Annotated in this window: 17 protein-coding genes; 9 read left to right on the forward strand and 8 right to left on the reverse strand. The window is 65.3% G+C overall.

Annotated features, from left to right (window positions below):
* Positions 1-230 (forward strand): DUF5078 domain-containing protein (locus tag WBB07_RS27940; protein WP_526312736.1); only part of this gene is annotated, 230 nt, incomplete at its 5' end.
* A gap of 78 nt (positions 231-308) precedes the next feature.
* Here WBB07_RS27940 and WBB07_RS27945 read toward each other — a convergent pair.
* The 4 genes from WBB07_RS27945 to WBB07_RS27960 all read right to left on the reverse strand — a co-directional run bounded on the left by WBB07_RS27945 (position 309) and on the right by WBB07_RS27960 (position 5,791).
* A complete protein-coding gene (locus tag WBB07_RS27945) occupies positions 309-3,212 on the reverse strand; it encodes an MMPL/RND family transporter (protein WP_526312738.1) in 2,904 nt (967 codons plus the stop codon).
* Positions 3,209-3,637: an MmpS family transport accessory protein gene (locus WBB07_RS27950; protein ID WP_526312740.1), complete on the reverse strand. Its 429-nt coding sequence runs from the start codon at positions 3,635-3,637 to the stop codon at positions 3,209-3,211. Before WBB07_RS27950 ends, WBB07_RS27945 begins: the two co-directional genes overlap by 4 nt.
* 475 nt (positions 3,638-4,112) lie before the next feature.
* Positions 4,113-5,018 (reverse strand): SDR family oxidoreductase, encoded by a 906-nt coding sequence (locus tag WBB07_RS27955; RefSeq protein ID WP_526312856.1) that lies wholly within the window; start codon positions 5,016-5,018, stop codon positions 4,113-4,115.
* Positions 5,019-5,032: 14 nt separating this feature from the next.
* Entirely contained in the window at positions 5,033-5,791 is a 759-nt protein-coding gene (locus WBB07_RS27960) for an SDR family oxidoreductase (protein WP_526312858.1), read from the reverse strand.
* An 89-nt stretch (positions 5,792-5,880) separates the two neighbouring features.
* On the opposite strand from WBB07_RS27960, the gene echA20 reads away from it, so the two are divergent.
* Genes echA20 through ipdC form a run of 4 tightly spaced genes read left to right on the forward strand, consistent with a single transcriptional unit; the run spans position 5,881 to position 9,330 of the window.
* Complete coding sequence (gene echA20, locus WBB07_RS27965; RefSeq protein WP_526312742.1) at positions 5,881-6,639, forward strand: (7aS)-7a-methyl-1,5-dioxo-2,3,5,6,7,7a-hexahydro-1H-indene-carboxyl-CoA hydrolase; 759 nt, start codon at positions 5,881-5,883, stop codon at positions 6,637-6,639.
* A complete protein-coding gene (gene ipdA, locus WBB07_RS27970) occupies positions 6,636-7,517 on the forward strand; it encodes a cholesterol ring-cleaving hydrolase subunit IpdA (protein WP_526312744.1) in 882 nt (293 codons plus the stop codon). Before echA20 ends, ipdA begins: the two co-directional genes overlap by 4 nt.
* Positions 7,514-8,260 carry a cholesterol ring-cleaving hydrolase subunit IpdB gene (gene ipdB, locus WBB07_RS27975; protein WP_526312746.1) on the forward strand — a complete coding sequence of 249 codons (747 nt, stop codon included), beginning with the start codon at positions 7,514-7,516 and terminating at the stop codon, positions 8,258-8,260. Before ipdA ends, ipdB begins: the two co-directional genes overlap by 4 nt.
* Complete coding sequence (gene ipdC, locus WBB07_RS27980) at positions 8,260-9,330, forward strand: (3aS,4S,5R,7aS)-5-hydroxy-7a-methyl-1-oxo-octahydro-1H-indene-4-carboxyl-CoA dehydrogenase (RefSeq protein WP_526312748.1); 1,071 nt, start codon at positions 8,260-8,262, stop codon at positions 9,328-9,330. The genes ipdB and ipdC overlap by 1 nt, the downstream gene beginning before the upstream one ends.
* A gap of 9 nt (positions 9,331-9,339) precedes the next feature.
* Here the strand turns inward: ipdC and fadA6 are convergent, their stop codons facing one another.
* The 4 genes from fadA6 to ipdE1 are packed head-to-tail and all read right to left on the reverse strand — an operon-like array spanning position 9,340 to position 13,099.
* Positions 9,340-10,488, reverse strand: coding sequence for a steroid 3-ketoacyl-CoA thiolase FadA6 (fadA6, locus tag WBB07_RS27985; RefSeq protein WP_526312750.1), 1,149 nt, complete (start codon positions 10,486-10,488; stop codon positions 9,340-9,342).
* A gap of 21 nt (positions 10,489-10,509) precedes the next feature.
* Complete coding sequence (gene kstR2 / locus WBB07_RS27990) at positions 10,510-11,124, reverse strand: TetR family transcriptional regulator KstR2 (RefSeq protein ID WP_526312752.1); 615 nt, start codon at positions 11,122-11,124, stop codon at positions 10,510-10,512.
* Between the two features lie 41 nt (positions 11,125-11,165).
* Positions 11,166-11,954: a (5R,7aS)-5-hydroxy-7a-methyl-1-oxo-2,3,5,6,7,7a-hexahydro-1H-indene-carboxyl-CoA reductase gene (ipdF, locus tag WBB07_RS27995; protein WP_526312754.1), complete on the reverse strand. Its 789-nt coding sequence runs from the start codon at positions 11,952-11,954 to the stop codon at positions 11,166-11,168.
* Complete coding sequence (ipdE1, locus tag WBB07_RS28000) at positions 11,951-13,099, reverse strand: acyl-CoA dehydrogenase IpdE1 (protein ID WP_526312756.1); 1,149 nt, start codon at positions 13,097-13,099, stop codon at positions 11,951-11,953. The genes ipdF and ipdE1 overlap by 4 nt, the downstream gene beginning before the upstream one ends.
* A gap of 111 nt (positions 13,100-13,210) precedes the next feature.
* Between ipdE1 and fadD3 the strand changes: the two genes are divergently transcribed.
* The 4 genes from fadD3 to ipdE2 are packed head-to-tail and all read left to right on the forward strand — an operon-like array spanning position 13,211 to position 17,806.
* Entirely contained in the window at positions 13,211-14,746 is a 1,536-nt protein-coding gene (fadD3, locus tag WBB07_RS28005; RefSeq protein WP_526312758.1) for a 3-((3aS,4S,7aS)-7a-methyl-1,5-dioxo-octahydro-1H-inden-4-yl)propanoate--CoA ligase FadD3, read from the forward strand.
* Positions 14,747-15,889, forward strand: coding sequence for an acyl-CoA dehydrogenase family protein (locus tag WBB07_RS28010; protein WP_526312760.1), 1,143 nt, complete (start codon positions 14,747-14,749; stop codon positions 15,887-15,889).
* Positions 15,886-16,845, forward strand: a complete 960-nt coding sequence (locus WBB07_RS28015; protein ID WP_526312762.1) for an acyl-CoA dehydrogenase family protein — start codon at positions 15,886-15,888, stop codon at positions 16,843-16,845. The genes WBB07_RS28010 and WBB07_RS28015 overlap by 4 nt, the downstream gene beginning before the upstream one ends.
* Complete coding sequence (ipdE2, locus tag WBB07_RS28020; RefSeq protein WP_526312764.1) at positions 16,838-17,806, forward strand: acyl-CoA dehydrogenase IpdE2; 969 nt, start codon at positions 16,838-16,840, stop codon at positions 17,804-17,806. Before WBB07_RS28015 ends, ipdE2 begins: the two co-directional genes overlap by 8 nt.
* The last annotated feature ends 3 nt before the right edge of the window (positions 17,807-17,809 follow it).

Consider the following 17,809-nt stretch of genomic DNA (forward strand, 5'->3'; position numbering starts at 1 on the left):
CCGAGGTCCAGCAGTGGGCCCGCGACCGGATCAGCTGGTTCTTCTCGATGGACTTCGCGGGACGGCGCGCCTACTCCGAAGAGACCGCCACCAACGCGTTCTACGAGACCCTGGCCTGGAACTGGCCAAACTGGGCCAAACTGTTCTTCAACAACAAAGGCGTCGTCGCCCGCGGCACCGACGTCTGCATGAACTACCCCCCGGTCGACCCAACCGTCTGGACCTGGTGAACCAGCCATAGCTGAAAGAGGCCGCCTCCCTTTCGGGGGGCGGCCTCTTTCGTTGGCGCGCAACCGATCTCCGTCCGGCTACACCGCCGTCGACTCCTTCTCGACAGCCGGCGACGGCCACGGCGACGGCTTCGGCCGGGTCCGCACGTTCTGCGGCCACCAGAACCACCGGCCCAGCAGCGCGGCGATCGATGGTGTCATGAACGCCCGCACCACCAGCGTGTCGAACAGCAGGCCCAGGCCGATCGTGGTGCCCACCTGACCGATCACCGTCAACTCGCTGACCGCCATCGACATCATGGTGAACGCGAACACCAAGCCCGCGGCGGTGACCACCGAACCGCTGCCACCCATCGCGCGGATGATGCCGGTGTTCAGTCCCGCGTGTATCTCCTCTTTGAGTCGGGAGACCAGCAGCAGGTTGTAGTCCGCGCCCACGGCCAGCAGGATGATCACCGACATCGCCAGCACCATCCAGTGCAGTTCGATACCGAGGATGTGCTGCCAGATGAGCACCGACAAACCGAATGAGGCGCCCAGCGACAGCACCACCGTCCCGACGATCACCGCAGCGGCCACCACCGCCCGAGTGAGGATCAGCATGATGATGAAAATCAAGCTCAGCGAAGCGATTCCGGCGATCATCAAATCGTAGGCATTGCCGTCGGACATGTCCTTGAAGGTGGCCGCCGAGCCTCCGAGATAGATCGTCGAACCCTCCAGCGGGGTCCCCTTGATGGCCTCCTTTGCCGCCTTCTTGATCGAGTCGATCCGGGCCACGCCCTCCGGGGACAACGGTTCGCCGTCGTGGCTGATGATGAACCGCACCGCATGCCCGTCCGGGGACAGGAACTGCTCGAGACCACGCTGGAAATCGGGATTGTCGAAGGCTTCGCGAGGCAGATAGAACGAGTCATCGTTCTTGGCCGCGTTGAAGGCCTCCCCCATCTCGGTGCCGTTCTCCTGCATGATGCGCATCTGTTCCTGCATGCCCGATTGCGTCTGGTGCATCGTGAGCATCATGGTCTTCATCGACTTCATCGTCTCGATCATCGACGGCATCAGCGCGACCATCTGAGGCATCAAGGTGTCCAGCCGCTCCATCTGCGGCATCAACGCCTGAATGTCCTCGGTCATGATCTGGATACCGTCGATGGTGTCGAAAATCGAACGCAGCGACCAACATATCGGGATGTCGTAACAGTGCGGTTCCCAGTAGAAATAGTTGCGCATCGGCCGGAAGAAGTCATCGAAGGTCGCGATGTTGTCGCGCAGTTTCTGAATGTCGACAACCATGTTCTTCATCTGCCCCACCATCTGGTGGGTGGTGTCGGCCATCTCCGTGGTGATGCGAGACATCTCGGTCATGTTGTCGATGGTGGTCTGCATGTCGTCGGCCTGAACCAGCATGTCCGCCATGCGGTCCTGGTTGTACTTCTGATTCAGCGTCTGCATGACGCCCTGCTGACTCATCATGAACGGGATCGAGGTGTTCTCGATCGGTTGCCCCTGAGGTCGGGTGATGGCTTGAACGCGGGCGATACCCTCCACGCCGAACACCGCTTTGGCGATCTTCTCGATGACCAGGAAATCGGCGGGATTGCGCAGATCCCGGTTGCTTTCGATCATCAACAGCTCGGGGTTCATCCGGGCCGGCGAGAAGTGCCGGTCGGCCGCGGCATAACCCTCGTTGGCCGGTAGGTCGGTGGGAAGGTACTGGCGGTCGTTGTAGCTGGTGCGATACCCCGGCAGCGTCAACAGCCCGATCAGGGACAACGCCACCGCGCCGATCAGGATCGGGCCGGGCCAGCGCACCACCGCGGCACCCACTTTGCGCCAACCCCGGATACGCATGGCCCGTTTCGGTTCGAGCAACCCGAACCGGCTGGCAACCGTGATGATCGCGGTGCCCAGGGTCAAAGCGGCGATGATGCCGACGACCATGCCGATCGCCAACGGCATACCGAGGGTCTGAAAGTACGGCAGCCGGGTGAAACTCAGACAGAACGTGGCACCGGCGATCGTCAGGCCGGAACCCGCGACCACGTGGGCGGTGCCCCCGAACATCGTGTAGAAGGCCGTCTCTTTGTCTTCACCGAGACTTCGCGCTTCCTGATAGCGGCCTATCAGGAAGATCGCATAATCCGTCGACGCCGCGATCGCCAATGTCACCAGAAGGCTGGTGGCAAATGTCGACAGCCCGATGATCTCGTGATAGCCCAGGAACGCCACCACACCGCGGGTGGCCGACAGCGCCAGGACCACCATCACCAGCATCAGGATCGTCGTGACGATCGAGCGGTACACCAACAGCAACATCACGATGATGACCGTGAACGTGACCGCCTCGATCATCCGCATGCTGCGGTCGCTGGCGATGTGCTGGTCCGCAGCCAACGCCGCCGGTCCGGTGACAAACACCTGCAGCCCATCGGGCGGCTGCAAACCGGTCACGATGTTCTGGACAGAGTCCACCGACTCGTTGGCCAGCGCCTCGCCCTGGTTGCCGGCGAGCTTCACCTGCACATAGGCGGCCTTGCCGTCCGGGCTCTGCGAACCCGGTGCCGTCAGAGGGTCACTCCAGAAGTCCTGCACCGACTGGACATGTGCCGTGTCCTGCCGAAGCTTGACGACCATCTCGTCGTAGAAGCGGTGTGCGTCGGTGCCCAGAGGATCCTGGCCTTCCAACACGATCATCACCGCACTGTCGGAAGTGCCTTCGTTGAATTTCTCTCCGACACGCTTCATCGCGATGACCGATGGCGCCTCGTCCGGGCTCATCGACACCGCTCGCAGCTGCCCCACGGTTTCGAGCTGCGGGACCGCGGTGTTGACGACGGCGATCAGAGCGATCCAGGCGAGGATGATCGGCACCGCAAACGCGCGGATCATCCGTGGGAGAAATGGCCGGTGCTGCTGTTTCACGGGCGCAAAAGCATCCGTGGTCGGCTCGTCGTTCTTCGAGCCACCAAAAATGCTCATGCGGACTTCTCGATGCAGAAGGTCTGGGCGCTCACGCCGTCAACGGTGCGTTCTTCACGTAGTTCGCCGTCGACGAGGATGCGACAAGTCAAGCTGCTGCCAGGACCTTGGGCCACCACCTGGCCCATCGCCGAGGGCGCCGTCGTCTCGAGCCGGACGTGCCACGGCAACGCCGCACCGTCGACCCGCTGCGGTTTTCCGTCAAGATCCAGGTAGTTGATGTCGGCGTGACCGCCGGCTCCGTAGACCTCGTATTCGACGACTTTGGGCTCGAAGGGTTCCGGGTCGTCGGCGAAGTTCACCGGAGTCACCAGCGGGCCGTCGGAGGCGAAGAAACCACGGATCCTGTTGACGGTGAAACCGGCGATCAAGAGGACGACCACGATGAGCAACGGGATCCAAGCCCGCTTCAACGCCCCAGCCATGCAACCTCGTCCCACTCTCAGCCTTCTCTAACAGTCGGCTTAGATTAGTTCATATAACTAGTGGGCGTCTCCCCCAGGCTGGGGCTTTAGCTGTGGGCTGGATCACCGATAGCGCCAAGTGAGAGTGACGGAGCCCACCGTGTCGCACTTAGACCGACAACCCATGGCAGCCACCGGCAAGTACCCGTTGCCCGCGGCGGTCCCCGGCACACTCGACGGGACGCGGTTCCACCTCACAAAAGCCCACGGTTGGAACAGTTCAGCCGCTATCCGAGCCAGCAGAAGCGTCCGCGGAAGACATCGCCGACGGCGACTCCGACCGGTTTGCAGACGCCGCCCCGGCGAGCGCTGGGCATCCGCCCCTGGGAGTTCACTGGACGTTTTCGCTCCCCGCGAAACGGAACCGCCCTTTTTGTACCGAGATCTCGTGTTTGCTCAGCTCAGCGCTGAGCACCTGAACGTGTTCGGTGGAGTGTCAGGCTCCGTAGACCGGAACCGCCGGACGGGCCTTCGCGAGCAGTTCAGCGACCACCGGACCGAGTTCGGCGACATCCCAGCGGGCACCTTTGTCGATCTGCGGGCCATGGGCCCAACCTTCGGCCACCCGGATCTTGCCGCCTTCGAGTTCGAAGACCCGGCCGGTGACATCCCGGGATTCGACGCTGCCCAGCCACACCACCAGTGGCGAGATGTTCTCCGCGGCCATCGCATCGAAACTGTCGCCCTGGGTCGCCATCATCTCCGCGAAGACGGTCTCGGTCATCCGGGTACGTGCCGAGGGTGCGATGGCGTTCACAGTGACGCCGTAGCGGCCCATCTCAGCCGCGGCCACCAGGGTCATCCCGGCGATCGCCGCCTTGGCGGCGCTGTAATTGCCCTGCCCGACACTGCCCTGCAGGCCGGCGCCCGAGCTCGTGTTGATGATGCGGGCATCGACGACGTCGCCCGCTTTGGATCTGGCACGCCAGTGTGCGGCCGCATGTTTCATGGTGGCGAAGTGACCCTTGAGATGGACCGCGATGACGGCGTCGAACTCTTCCTCGCTGGTGTTGGCGAACATCCGGTCCCGGACGATGCCGGCGTTGTTGACCAGGACGTCGAGACCCCCGAAGGAGTCCACCGCCGTCTGGATGAGACCTTCGGCCTGCGCCCAGTCTGCGACGTTGGCTCCGCTGGTCACCGCCTCACCGCCGGCAGCAACGATTTCATCCACCACTGCCTGGGCGGCGCTACCGCCGCCCGCGGGTGAACCGTCCAGTCCGACACCGATGTCATTGACCACCACGCGGGCCCCCTCGGCCGCAAACGCGAGCGCGTGCGCCCGGCCGATGCCACCACCAGCGCCCGTCACGATGACCACACGGCCGTCGACCAGTCCCATATTCATCGACTCCTTCACTTGTTCGCGCTGGAAGCATCCAGGTAGGACGGCGGCTCGCCGCCACCGTGCACCTGGAGCGTGGCGCCGCTGATGTACGACGCCGCCTCGGAGGTCAAAAATGCTGCAGCCCAACCGATATCAGCAGGCTTGGCCAACCGCCGCAGCGGGACGGTGGCCGCGACAGCGGCAACCGATTCGGCATCACCGTAGAACAGTTCGGACTGTTCGGTTTCCACCATGCCGACCACGACGGAGTTGACCCGCACCTTCGGGGCCCACTCCACCGCCAGGGTGGCCGTCAGATTGTCCAGTCCGGCCTTCGCGGCACCATAGGCAGCGGTACCCGGGGTGGGGCGATGCCCACTGACGCTGGAGATGTTGACGATCGATCCGCCACCCTGTTTCTGCATCACCACATTGGCATGCTGGGAAACCGAGAGCGGTCCAAGGAGATTGAGCTCCAAGATCTTGGAGCTGAACTTCGGCGAGGCCTCGGCGGCAGCCACAAAGGGAGACCCGCCCGCATTGTTGACCACCGCATCGAGCCTGCCGTGCCGCGCCACGATCGCGTCGATCATGGCACGCACCGACTCGTCGTCGCGGACATCGCAGGCAAGGAATTCATAGGTCAGCCCCTCGACCGGGCGCCGGGCGCACGTCACCACCGTCGCACCCTGTGCGGCGAACACGGCGCTGATCCCCGCACCCACGCCGCGAACCCCGCCGGTGACGAGCACAACCCGGCCATCGAGGCCCAGCCGGACGGTCCCCAGTGCACTGTCAGTGGCATCGGTCACTGTGCTAGCGTACCAAGCAAGTGCTTGCTTAGGTACAGACCCCCCAGAACCAGCTGGAGTAGCGCATGACGATTTCCTCAAAGACCGTCGAGCCGGGCATCATCGCGGTCACCGTCGACTACCCGCCGGTCAACGCGATCCCCTCTCGGGGATGGTTCGAACTGGCTGACACCATCACCTCGGTGGGCCGCGACCAGAGCACCCACGTGGTGATCCTTCGAGCCGAAGGCCGCGGCTTCAACGCGGGCGTGGACATCAAGGAGATGCAACGGACGGTCGGCTTCACCGCTCTGATCGACGCCAATCGTGGCTGCTTCGAAGCATTTCGGGCGGTCTACGAATGTGCGGTACCGGTTGTCACCGCAGTCAATGGATTCTGTGTCGGCGGAGGCATCGGACTTGTCGGCAACTCCGATGTCATCGTCGCCTCCGATGACGCGGTCTTCGGCCTACCCGAGGTGGAGCGCGGCGCCCTCGGTGCCGCCACCCACCTGTCGCGACTGGTGCCCCAGCACATGATGCGGCGGCTCTTCTATACCGCGGCGACCGTCGACGCCACCACCCTGCACCATTTCGGATCCATTCACGAGGTGGTACCCCGCGCCGATCTCGACGAGGCGGCGCTGCGCGTCGCCCGTGACATCGCCGTCAAGGACACCAGGGTGATCCGGGCCGCCAAGGAGGCCCTCAACCTCATCGACGTCCAGAAGGTCAACTCCAGTTACCGGATGGAACAGGGCTTCACCTTCGAACTCAACCTCTCGGGCGTCGCCGACGAACACCGCGACGCATTCGCGGGGACCGACAAAAAGGGCGGCAAATGAGCAACAAGACAACAACTCTCGACGAGGCAGTCGCCCACGTCGAAAGCGGCATGACCATCGGTATCGGTGGCTGGGGCTCACGGCGCAAACCCATGGCCCTGGTGCGGGCGCTGCTGCGCACCGACGTCACCGACCTCACCGTCGTCACCTACGGCGGACCCGATCTCGGGCTGCTGTGCTCGGCCGGCAAGGTCAAGCGCGCCTACTACGGCTTCGTGTCCCTGGATTCACCGCCGTTCTACGACCCGTGGTTCGCCAAGGCCCGCACCACCGGCGCGATCGAAGCCCGCGAAATGGACGAGGGCATGTTGCGCTGCGGACTGCAGGCAGCTGCCGCACGACTGCCGTTCCTGCCGATCCGCGCCGGCCTGGGCAGCGACGTGCGCACCTTCTGGGGTGACGAACTCAAGACTGTGACATCCCCGTACCCCACCGGCGACGGCTACGAAGAGCTGCTCGCGATGCCCGCGCTCCGACTGGACGTGGCCCTGGCGCATCTGAACATCGGCGATGCCAGGGGCAACGCCGCCTACACCGGGATCGACCCGTACTTCGACGAGCTGTTCCTGATGGCAGCGGACCGGCGGCTGCTCAGTGTCGACAAGCTGGTGACCACCGAAGAACTGGTCAAATCCGTTCCCCCGCAAGCGCTGTTGGTCAACAGGATGATGGTCGACAGCGTGGTGGAGGCGCCCGGCGGTGCCCACTTCACCACCGCGGAACCCGACTACAAGCGCGACGAGCGCTTTCAACGGCACTACGCCGAGGCCGCGAGCACCGAGGACGGGTGGCGGGAGTTCGTGTCGACCTACCTGTCCGGAAGCGAAGACGACTACCAGGCTGCGGTGCAGACATTCGCCAAGGAGGCCACCAAATGACCACCGCCACCCGCGCCGACGTGTGCGCCATCGCCTGCGCGGAACTGTTCCGCGACGCCGGCGAGATCATGGTCAGCCCGATGGCCAACATGGTCTCGGTCGGAGCGCGCCTGGCACGGCTGACCTTCGCACCCGACATCCTGCTCACCGACGGCGAAGCCCGCATCCTGGCCGACACCCCGGCGCTCGGCGTTGTCGGGGACATCGAGGGCTGGATGCCGTTCTCCCGAGTCTTCGAGACACTGGCATGGGGACGCCGCCATGTGGTCATGGGCGCCAACCAGATCGACCGCTACGGCAACCAGAACCTCTCGGCCTTCGGCCCGATCCAGCATCCCAAGCGGCAGATGTTCGGCGTCCGCGGCGCACCCGGCAACAGCATCAACCACGCCACCAGCTACTGGGTCGGCAACCACACCTCCCGGGTGTTCGGCGAGTCGGTCGATATCGTCTCCGGCATCGGCTGGGACAAGGTCGATCCCGCCAACCCTGCCTATCGGTTCGCCAACATCTATCGCGTGGTCTCCAACCTCGGCGTATTCGACTTCGACGGCCCTGAGCACCAGATGCGCGCCGTGTCACTGCATCCCGGTGTCGACGCCGCGGAAGTCGCCGAAAACACCTCCTTCGAGGTGCACGGACTGGAATCCGCCGAGACCACCAGGCTGCCCACCTCCGAGGAACTGCAGCTGTTGCAGGAGGTCATCGACCCGAAAGCGCTGCGGAACAGAGAGATCCGGTGATGACACAACTGGTCACACCCCTCACCGAGCTGGTGGGCATCACCCATCCGGTGGTGCAGACCGGTATGGGCTGGGTTGCCGGGGCCCGGTTGGTCGCCGCGACCTCGAACGCCGGCGGGCTGGGCATCCTGGCGTCGGCGACCATGACGCTCGAAGAGCTGCGGACCGCCGTCACCAAGGTCAAAGCGACCTGTGACAAGCCCTTCGGAATCAACATCCGCGCCGACGCCGGCGACGCGAACGACCGCGTCGACCTGCTGATCCGGGAAGGGGTGAAGGTCGCATCATTTGCGCTGGCGCCGAAGCCGGATCTGATCGCCAAGCTCAAAGATGCCGGCGTTGTGGTCATTCCGTCGGTCGGCCTGGCCAAACACGCCAAGAAAGTGGCCGGCTGGGGTGCCGATGCGGTGATCGTGCAGGGTGGCGAGGGCGGCGGTCACACCGGTCCGATAGCAACCACCCTGCTATTGCCCTCGGTGCTCGACGCGGTGGCCGATACCGGCATGCCCGTCATCGCCGCCGGCGGTTTCTTCGACGGCCGCGGGCTGGCAGCAGCGCTGTCCTACGGCGCCGCCGGCGTCGCGATGGGAACTCGCTTCCTGCTGACGTCGGACTCGACAGTGCCCGACGCGGTGAAACAGCGCTACCTGGCCGCGGCTCTCGACGGAACCGTGGTGTCGACCCGGGTCGACGGCATGCCGCATCGGGTGCTGCGCACCGGCCTGGTGGAGAAACTCGAGAGCGGGTCGCCGGTGCGTGGCTTCTCCGCCGCGATCCGCAACGCCCAGAAGTTCAAGAAGATGACGGGCATGACGTGGAAGTCGATGGTGACCGACGGCCTGGCGATGCGCCACGGCAAGGATCTCACCTGGTCCCAGGTCGTGATGGCGGCCAATACCCCGATGTTGCTGAAAGCCGGTCTGGTGGAAGGTGATACCTCCGCAGGCGTGCTGGCGTCGGGCCAGGTGGCCGGGATCATCGAGGATCTGCCGTCATGTGCCGAGCTGGTCCCGACGATCGTGGCCGATGCGGTGGCGCAACTACAGGCCGCCACTCGCTTCATCCGCTGATCTCGGCGACTACAGGCGTTCGATGATGGTGACGTTGGCGGTGCCGCCACCCTCGCACATGGTCTGAAGGCCGTAGCGGCCGCCGGTGCGTTCCAACTCGTTGAGCATCGTGGCGAACAGCTTTGCGCCGGTGGCCCCCAGCGGGTGCCCCAGCGCGATCCCGCCGCCGTTGGGATTCACCTTGGCCGGATCGACTTTCAGCTCCTTGATCCACGACAGCACCACGGGTGCAAACGCCTCGTTGATCTCCACGGTGTCGATGTCGTCCATCGTCAATCCGGTCTTCGCCAGCGCGTGACGCGTCGCCGGGATCGGGCCGGTGAGCATCAGCACCGGGTCGGCGCCACGGGCGCTGATGTGGTGGATCCGCGCCCGCGGTTTCAGATTGTGGTCCTTGACCGCCTGCTCGGAGGCCAGGAGCACCGCCGAGGCACCATCGCAGATCTGACTGGCCAGGGCGGCTGTCAGCCGACCGCCCTCGACCAGCGTCTTCAGCCCGGCCATCTTCTCGAGAGTGGTTTCCCGCGGGCACTCGTCGACGCCGAACCCCTCGATCGGGATGATCTCGTTGTCGAAGTGTCCGCCACGGATGGCCGCCAGCGCACGCTGGTTACTCGCCAGGGCGAACTCCTCCATCTCCTCACGAGACAGATCCCAGCGCTCTGCGATCATCTCCGCGCCGCGGAACTGCGAGATCTCCTGATCGCCGTACCGGTGCAGCCAGTCCTTGGACTCGTTGGTCGGTGACGTGAAACCGTATTGCTCACCGGCGGTCATCGCCGACGAGATCGGGATCTGACTCATGTTCTGCATACCGCCGGCCAGGATCAGATCTGCGGTGCCCGACATGATTGCCTGCGCACCAAAGGAAATCGCCTGCTGACTCGATCCGCACTGCCGGTCGACGGTGACTCCCGGCACCTCTTCGGGATAACCGGCCGCCAGCCACGACAGCCGGCCGATGTTGCCCGCCTGCCCCCCGATGGCGTCGACACAGCCGGCGATGACATCGTCGACCGCACCGGGGTCGACGTCGACACGATCGAACACTCCGCGCCATGCGGCGGCACCGAGGTCTATCGGATGCAGACCGGCCAGCGATCCGTTCCGCTTTCCGACCGCGGTACGCACGGCTTCGACGACGTACGCCTCGGGCATGTCAGACTCCTTCTCAGATGGTTACTCTTCGACTGCTGAGTTCTTTTCGGCCGCTATGCCGCCGAGGACGATCGAAAGATACTGGGCACCAACCTGTTGCGCCGTCAGGCCGTTGCCGCGGTCGGGCTGATACCAGCGCACCGAGACCCAGGTGGTGTCGCGGATGAAGCGGTAGACCAGGTCGACGTCGATATCGGGCCGGAAGTAGCCCTCCTCGATCCCCTGGGTGAGCACGTCGACCCACATCTTGCGCTGCGCACGATTACGTTCCTCGACGTAGGCGAAACGCGGTTGTGAGGACAGCCGCTTGGCCTCGTCCTGGTAGATCACCACCTGTGCGTGGCGGTGCTCGATGGCCTCGAAGGATGCCATGAACAGCCCCTTGAGCCGTTCGAGTGGATTCGGCTCGGTGTCGATGATCTCCTGGTATCGGGCAAACAGCCAGTCCAGGAAGGTCCGCAACACCTCGTCGACAATTTCTTCTTTCGACTTGAAATGGTGATACAGACTTCCCGACAGAATGCCGGCGGCATCGGCGATGTCCCGGACGGTGGTCGCCCGTAGACCACGCTCGGCCATCATGGTCGCGGCGAGCGCCAGCAACTCTTCGCGGCGGGTGGGCGCGGCATTGGCCATCTCTGCAGGATACCTACCAAGCACTTGCTTGGCGAACCGGATCAGGGATGCTGGCTCGAGACCGAGATGACCTCACCCGTGAGGTAACTGGAATAGTCGCTGGCCAGGAACGCGATGGTAGCCGCCACCTCCCACGGCTCGGCGGCCCGGCCAAACGCCTCGTCACCGGCCAATCGGTCCAACAGATCCGCTGAGCTGGCCTTCTCCAGGAACTTGTGCCGGGCGATGCTGGGCGAAACAGCATTGATCCGCACCCCGAACTCGACGGCTTCGATCGCGCTGCACCGAGTCAACGCCATCACCCCGGCCTTGGCGGCCGCGTAATGCGACTGTGAGTGCTGTGCGCGCCACCCGAGCACGCTGGCGTTGTTGACGATGACACCACCGTGGTCGGCCTCGCGGAAATAGCGCAGTGCGGCACGGGTGGCGCGCATCACCGACGTCAGTGTGACATTGAGAACGCGGTCCCACTCGTCGTCGGTCATGTCGACCACCGGGGTCTGGCCGCCGAGACCGGCGTTGTTGACCAGCACATCCAATCGCCCCGCTTTGGCCACCGCTTCGGTGATCAACGCGTCGACAGCGGCCGTGGACGTCACATCACAGACCACCGCCTCGACCTTGCCCAGACCCAGCGCCGCCAGTTCCTCGCGGGTCTCACCGAGCCGGCGTTCGTGATAGTCGGAGACGATCACGTCGGCGCCTTCGGCAAGAGCGCGCCGCGCGGTGGCCGAGCCGATTCCGGTGCCGGCCGCAGCCGTCACCAGCACCACCCGGCCCCGGAGCAGTCCGTGGCCGTCGATCTCCTGTGGAGCTTCCGCCAAACTCATCCTTTTGCCTCCCTGGGCAGTCCGAGCACTCGCTCGGCGATGATGTTGCGCTGGATCTCGTTCGATCCGCCGTAGATGGTGTCCGAGCGGGAGAACAGGAACAGCCGCTGCCACTCGTCGAACTCGTTTCCGTCGAGCGTCAGCCCGTCCTTGCCAATCACGTCCATGGCAAGTTCACCGAGTCCACGATGCCAGTTGGCCCACAACAGTTTTGATACCGAATCTTGCCCCGGGCGCTCGACGTCCATGGTGGCCAGGGCGTATGACCGCATCGCCCGCAGCCCCACCCAGGCCCGAGTGAGGCGCTCCCGGATCACCGGGTCCTCGACGGTCCCGTTTTGCTGTGCCATCTCGACGATGCCGGAGAGTTCACGTGCATAACGGATCTGCTGGCCCAGCGTGGACACCCCACGCTCGAAGGTCAACGTGCCCATGGCAACCCGCCAGCCGTCGCCCGGCTCCCCCACCACCAGGTCCTTGTCGGTCCGGGCGTCGTCGAAGAACACCTCGTTGAACTCGGAGTCGCCGGTCAACTGAACGATCGGCCTGACCTCGACACCGGGCTGGTTCAGCGGCACCAACAGATACGACAGGCCGGCGTGCCGTTTCGATCCCTTCTCGGTGCGGGCCACCACAAAGCACCACTGCGCCCAATGTGCCAGCGACGTCCAGACTTTCTGGCCGTTGATCACCCAGCTGTCCCCGTCGAGCACCGCCGTCGTCGACACATTCGCCAGGTCACTACCGGCACCCGGCTCGGAATAGCCCTGCGACCACAGCTCGGTGACATCGAGGATGCGCGGCAGGAACCGTTGCTGCTGAGCGGGAGTGCCGAACGCGATGAGCGTCGGCCCCAGTAGCTCCTCACCGAAGTGATTCACCTTGTCCGGAGCGTTCGCCCGGGCGCACTCCTCGTAAAACGCGACGCGATGCGCCACCGACAGCCCTCGTCCACCGTGCTCGACGGGCCAGCCCAAACAGGTCAACCCCGCCTTGGCCAGATGCTGATTCCACGTCCGGCGTTCTTCGAACGCCTCATGTTCACGTCCCGGGCCACCGAGGCCTTTGAGCGCCGCGAACTCGCCGACCAAATTGTCGGCCAGCCACTCGCGGACCTCCGCCCGGAACTTCTGGACCTCCTCCACATCTGTAGGCTAACCTACCAAGCACTTGCTTTGTTGCTCGGCCGACAAATCCCGCCCCCGGACTTGTGGAGCGGCAGGAAGACGAGCCGACAGTCAGACCGAGAGGCATCGATGACGAGCACCCCGCAGACCACCCCTGCGGTGCTGGACCGGATCGCACGCGAGTTGCCCGAGCACCACGCACTGGTCACCGCCGAGAAAACCCTCACCTTCGCCGAACTGCGCGCCGAGGTGCGCCGGGCCGCCGCAGCGATGATCGAGCTCGGGGTGAATCCGGGTGACCGAGTGGCCATCTGGTCCCCCAACACCTGGCATTGGGTGGTGGCCTGCCTTGCCACCCACTACGCCGGAGCCGTCGTGGTGCCGCTGAACACCCGCTACACCGCCAGTGAGGCCGCCGACATCCTGGCCCGCACCGAAGCACCACTGCTCATCGGAATGGGCGAGTTCCTGGGCTCCGACCGGATAGCCGATCTCGACCGGGCGGCGCTCCCGGCGCTACAACACATCGTGCGCGTGCCCCTGGACCGACAGGACGACACCTGGGACGAGTTCATGGCGCGCGGAACCGACCTGGAGGCCGCAGACGCTCGTGCCGCGGCCGTGGGACCCGACGACATCTCCGACATCCTGTTCACCTCGGGCACCACCGGCCGCAGCAAAGGCGTGCTGTGCGCACACCGGCAATCGCTGTCGGCGCCCGCCGCATGGGCAGCCTGCGGAGAGGTGACCAGCGCCGACCGTTACCTGTGCATCAATCCGTTCTTCCACAACTTCGGGTACAAAGCCGGCATCCTGGCCTGCCTGCAGACCGGTGCCACCCTGATCCCGATGCTCACGTTCGATCCCGAACAAGCCATGAAGGCCGTGGCCGAACACCGTGCCACCGTGCTGCCCGGGCCGCCCACCATCTACCAGACGCTGCTCGATCATCCCCGTCGCAGCGCATACGACCTGTCCTCGCTGCGGTTCGCGGTGACCGGGGCAGCCGTCGTTCCCGTCGTCCTGATCGAGCGCATGCAATCCGAACTGGACATCGACATCGTGCTGACCGCGTACGGCCTCACCGAGGCCAGCGGTTTCGGCACCATGTGCCGGGCCGACGACGACGCCGTCACTGTTGCGACCACCTGTGGACGCCCGATCGCCGACTTCGAACTCGAGATCGCATCCGAGACCCCCGGAGAACCCGGCGAGGTGCTGTTGCGCGGACCCAATGTGATGCTGGGCTACCTCGATGACCCGGCAGCCACCGAGGCCGCCGTGGACACCGACGGTTGGCTGCACACCGGCGATATCGGAACCGTCGACGCCGCAGGCAATCTCCGCATCACCGACCGACTGAAGGACATGTACATCTGCGGCGGTTTCAACGTGTACCCCGCCGAGATCGAACAAGTGCTGGCCCGGCTCGACGGAGTGGCCGAAGCGGCAGTGATCGGTGTGCCCGACGAACGCCTCGGTGAGGTCGGCAAGGCATTCGTGGTGATCAAACCTGGTGCAACACTGGATGAACCGACGGTCATCGCCTACACCCGCGAACATCTGGCGAACTTCAAGACGCCACGGTCGGTGGAGTTTCTCGACGTACTGCCCCGCAATCCCGGCGGCAAGGTCGTCAAACCCCAGCTGAGAGAAAGAGCGTAGATGGATCTGGAATTCGACGACGCCACGGAGTGCTTTCGCAGGGAGGTGCGCACCTTCCTGACCGACCACCGGGCCGACTTCCCCACCGAGTCCTACGACACCAAAGCGGGTTTCGAACAGCACCGCCGCTGGGACCAGGTCCTGTTCGACGCCGGCCTGTCGGTGATCACCTGGCCGCAGCGCTACGGCGGCCGGGATGCCAGCCTGCTGCAATGGGTGGTCTACGAGGAGGAGTACTTCCGCTCCGGAGCCCCCGGCCGCGCCAGCGCCAACGGCATCTCCATGCTCGCGCCCACCCTGTTCGCCCACGGCACCGAAGAACAGCTGGACCGAGTGCTGCCCAAAATGGCCAGCGGCGAGGAGATCTGGGCCCAGGCCTGGTCCGAGCCCGAGTCCGGCAGCGACCTGGCGTCGCTACGATCCACGGCCACCAAGACCGACGGCGGATGGAAACTCAACGGCCAGAAGATCTGGAGTTCCCGCGCCCCGTTCGGGGAACGCGCATTCGGGCTGTTCCGCTCCGACCCGGAGGCACAGCGGCACCGGGGACTGACCTACTTCATGTTCGACCTCACCGCGCCCGGCATCACCGTGCGCCCCATCGCCCAACTCGGCGGCGACACCGGTTTCGGTGAGATCTTCCTCGACGACGTGTTCGTACCCGATGAGGACGTCATCGGCGCTCCCCACGAAGGCTGGAAAGCCGCGATGAGCACGTCGAGCAACGAACGCGGCATGTCGCTGCGGAGCCCGGCGCGCTTCGTGGCACCCGCCGAGCGACTGGTCGCCGAGTGGAAGTCCAACCCACGTCCGGAATTCACCGATCGGGTGGCCGATGCCTGGATCAAGGCCCAGGCCTATCGCCTGCACACCTTCGGCACCGTCACCCGGGTGTCCGGTGGCGGTGAACTCGGCGCCGAATCGTCGGTGACCAAAGTGTTCTGGTCGGAGCTCGACGTAGAGCTGCATCAGACCGCACTGGACCTGCGAGGTGCCGACGGTGAGCTGGCGGATTCCTGGACCGATGGTTATCTGTTTGCACTCGGCGGCCCGATCTACGCCGGCACCAACGAGATCCAGCGCAACATCATCGCCGAACGGCTGCTGGGCCTGCCGCGGGAGAGCAAGGGGACCGCAAAGTGAACTTCGAGATCGACGAAGGCCAGCGCGATTTCGCCAAGAGCATCGACGCCGCATTGGGTTCGGCTGACCTGCCCGCCGCAGTGCGGGCCTGGTCGGCCGGCGACCCCGGCCCTGCCCGCTCGGTATGGGCCACCCTGACCGACCTCGGGGTGACCGCCCTGGCCGTGCCCGAGGAACAGGGTGGAATCGGGGCGCACCCGGTCGACCTGGTGGTGGCACTGGAACGGCTGGGACGGTGGTGCGTGCCCGGTCCGGTTGCCGAATCCCTGGCGGTGGCGCCGGTCCTGCTGGCCGACGACGAGCGCAGCGGCGCCCTGGCCTCCGGTGAACTGATCGCCACCGTCGCCGTGCCCGGGGTGATGCCACGCGCGGTGGACACGGACTTCGCCGGACTGATCCTGGTGGGCGAAGGGACCCAGGTCCACGCCGGCGTCGCCGGCGCATCGCATCGCTCCGTCGACCTGAGCCGGACCCTCTCCGATGTCAGCGTCACCGGCCCGGCGTGGACCGCCGACGTCGACCGTGCCGCCGAATTCGGCGCTCTGGCCACCGCGGCGCTGCTGGTCGGTGCCGGGCAGGCCATGCTGGAAATGTCGGTCGAATACGCCAAGCAACGCAGCCAGTTCGGCCGGATCATCGGGTCCTACCAGGCGATCAAACACAAGCTGGCCGACGTGCACATCGCGTTGGAGCTGGCGCGGCCGCTGGTGTACGGCGCCGCATTGTCGCTGGCCGAATCCACCCCGGAAACGGCCCGCGACGTCAGCGCCGCCAAGGTCGCCGCCTCCGATGCCGGCCTGCTGGCGGCTCGGTCGGCACTGCAGACCCACGGCGCCATCGGGTTCACCTCCGAACATGACCTGTCGCTGTGGCTGTTGCGTGTTCAGGCGCTCCGATCGGCCTGGGGAGATCCGGCTGCCCATCGCAGGCGGCTGCTGGAGGTGCTGGATGTCTGAGGAACGGGAACTGCTCACCCGGACCGTGCGCGACCTGGTCGGCAAACACGCCGGACCCGAAGCGGTGCGCGCGGCGATGGACTCGGAGCCGGGATACGACACCAGGCTCTGGCAATTGTTGTGCGAGCAGGTCGGGGTGGCCGCACTGGTGGTACCGGAGGAGCTCGGCGGAGCAGGCGGTGAATTGGGCGATGCCGCGGCGGTGCTGACCGAACTGGGCCGCAACCTGGTACCGACACCGCTGCTCGGGACGCTGTTGGCCGAGCTGGCACTGTTGTCGGTCGACGATCCCGATGCCGAGGTGCTGGAAGCACTGGCTGCCGGCGAGACCACCGGCGCGGCGGTCCTGGACCCGGGTTTTGTCATCAACGGCTACACCGCCGAGATCGTCATCGCCGTCGAGGACGGTCAGCTGGTTCGGTGGACCGAATTCACCGCGCACCCGCTGACCACCATGGATCCGACCCGCAGACTGGCCCGGATCGAACCACTCCAGCGCCGGCCGCTCGGTCCCGATCCCGGTCTGGCCGACATGGCTGCGCTGCTGCTGGCCGCAGAGGCCGTCGGCGCGGCCACCAGGGCGCTGGAGCTCACGGTCGACTACTCGAAGGAGCGGGTGCAGTTCGGCCGGCCCATCGGCAGTTTCCAGGCGCTCAAGCACCGGATGGCCGACATGTACGTGAAGGTGCAGACCGCCGGGGCCGTCGTGGACGAAGCCATCCGGGAGCCCTCCCCGTCAGCGGCCGCACTGGCGTTTGTCATCGCCAGCGAGGCGTTCGCCGACGTCGCGGGCGAGGCGATCCAGATGCACGGCGGGATCGCGATCACCGCCGAGCACGACATCCAGTTGTATTTCAAACGGTCCCACAGCACCGCACAACTCCTCGGGCCGGCGCGCAACCAACTCCGTCGACTGGAGCAGGACGTACTCACGATGGATTCGGACCTGCCCGTAATCTGAACA

It is taken from the genome of Mycobacterium sp., assembly GCF_049647605.1.
Classification (GTDB): Bacteria; Actinomycetota; Actinomycetes; order Mycobacteriales; family Mycobacteriaceae; genus Mycobacterium.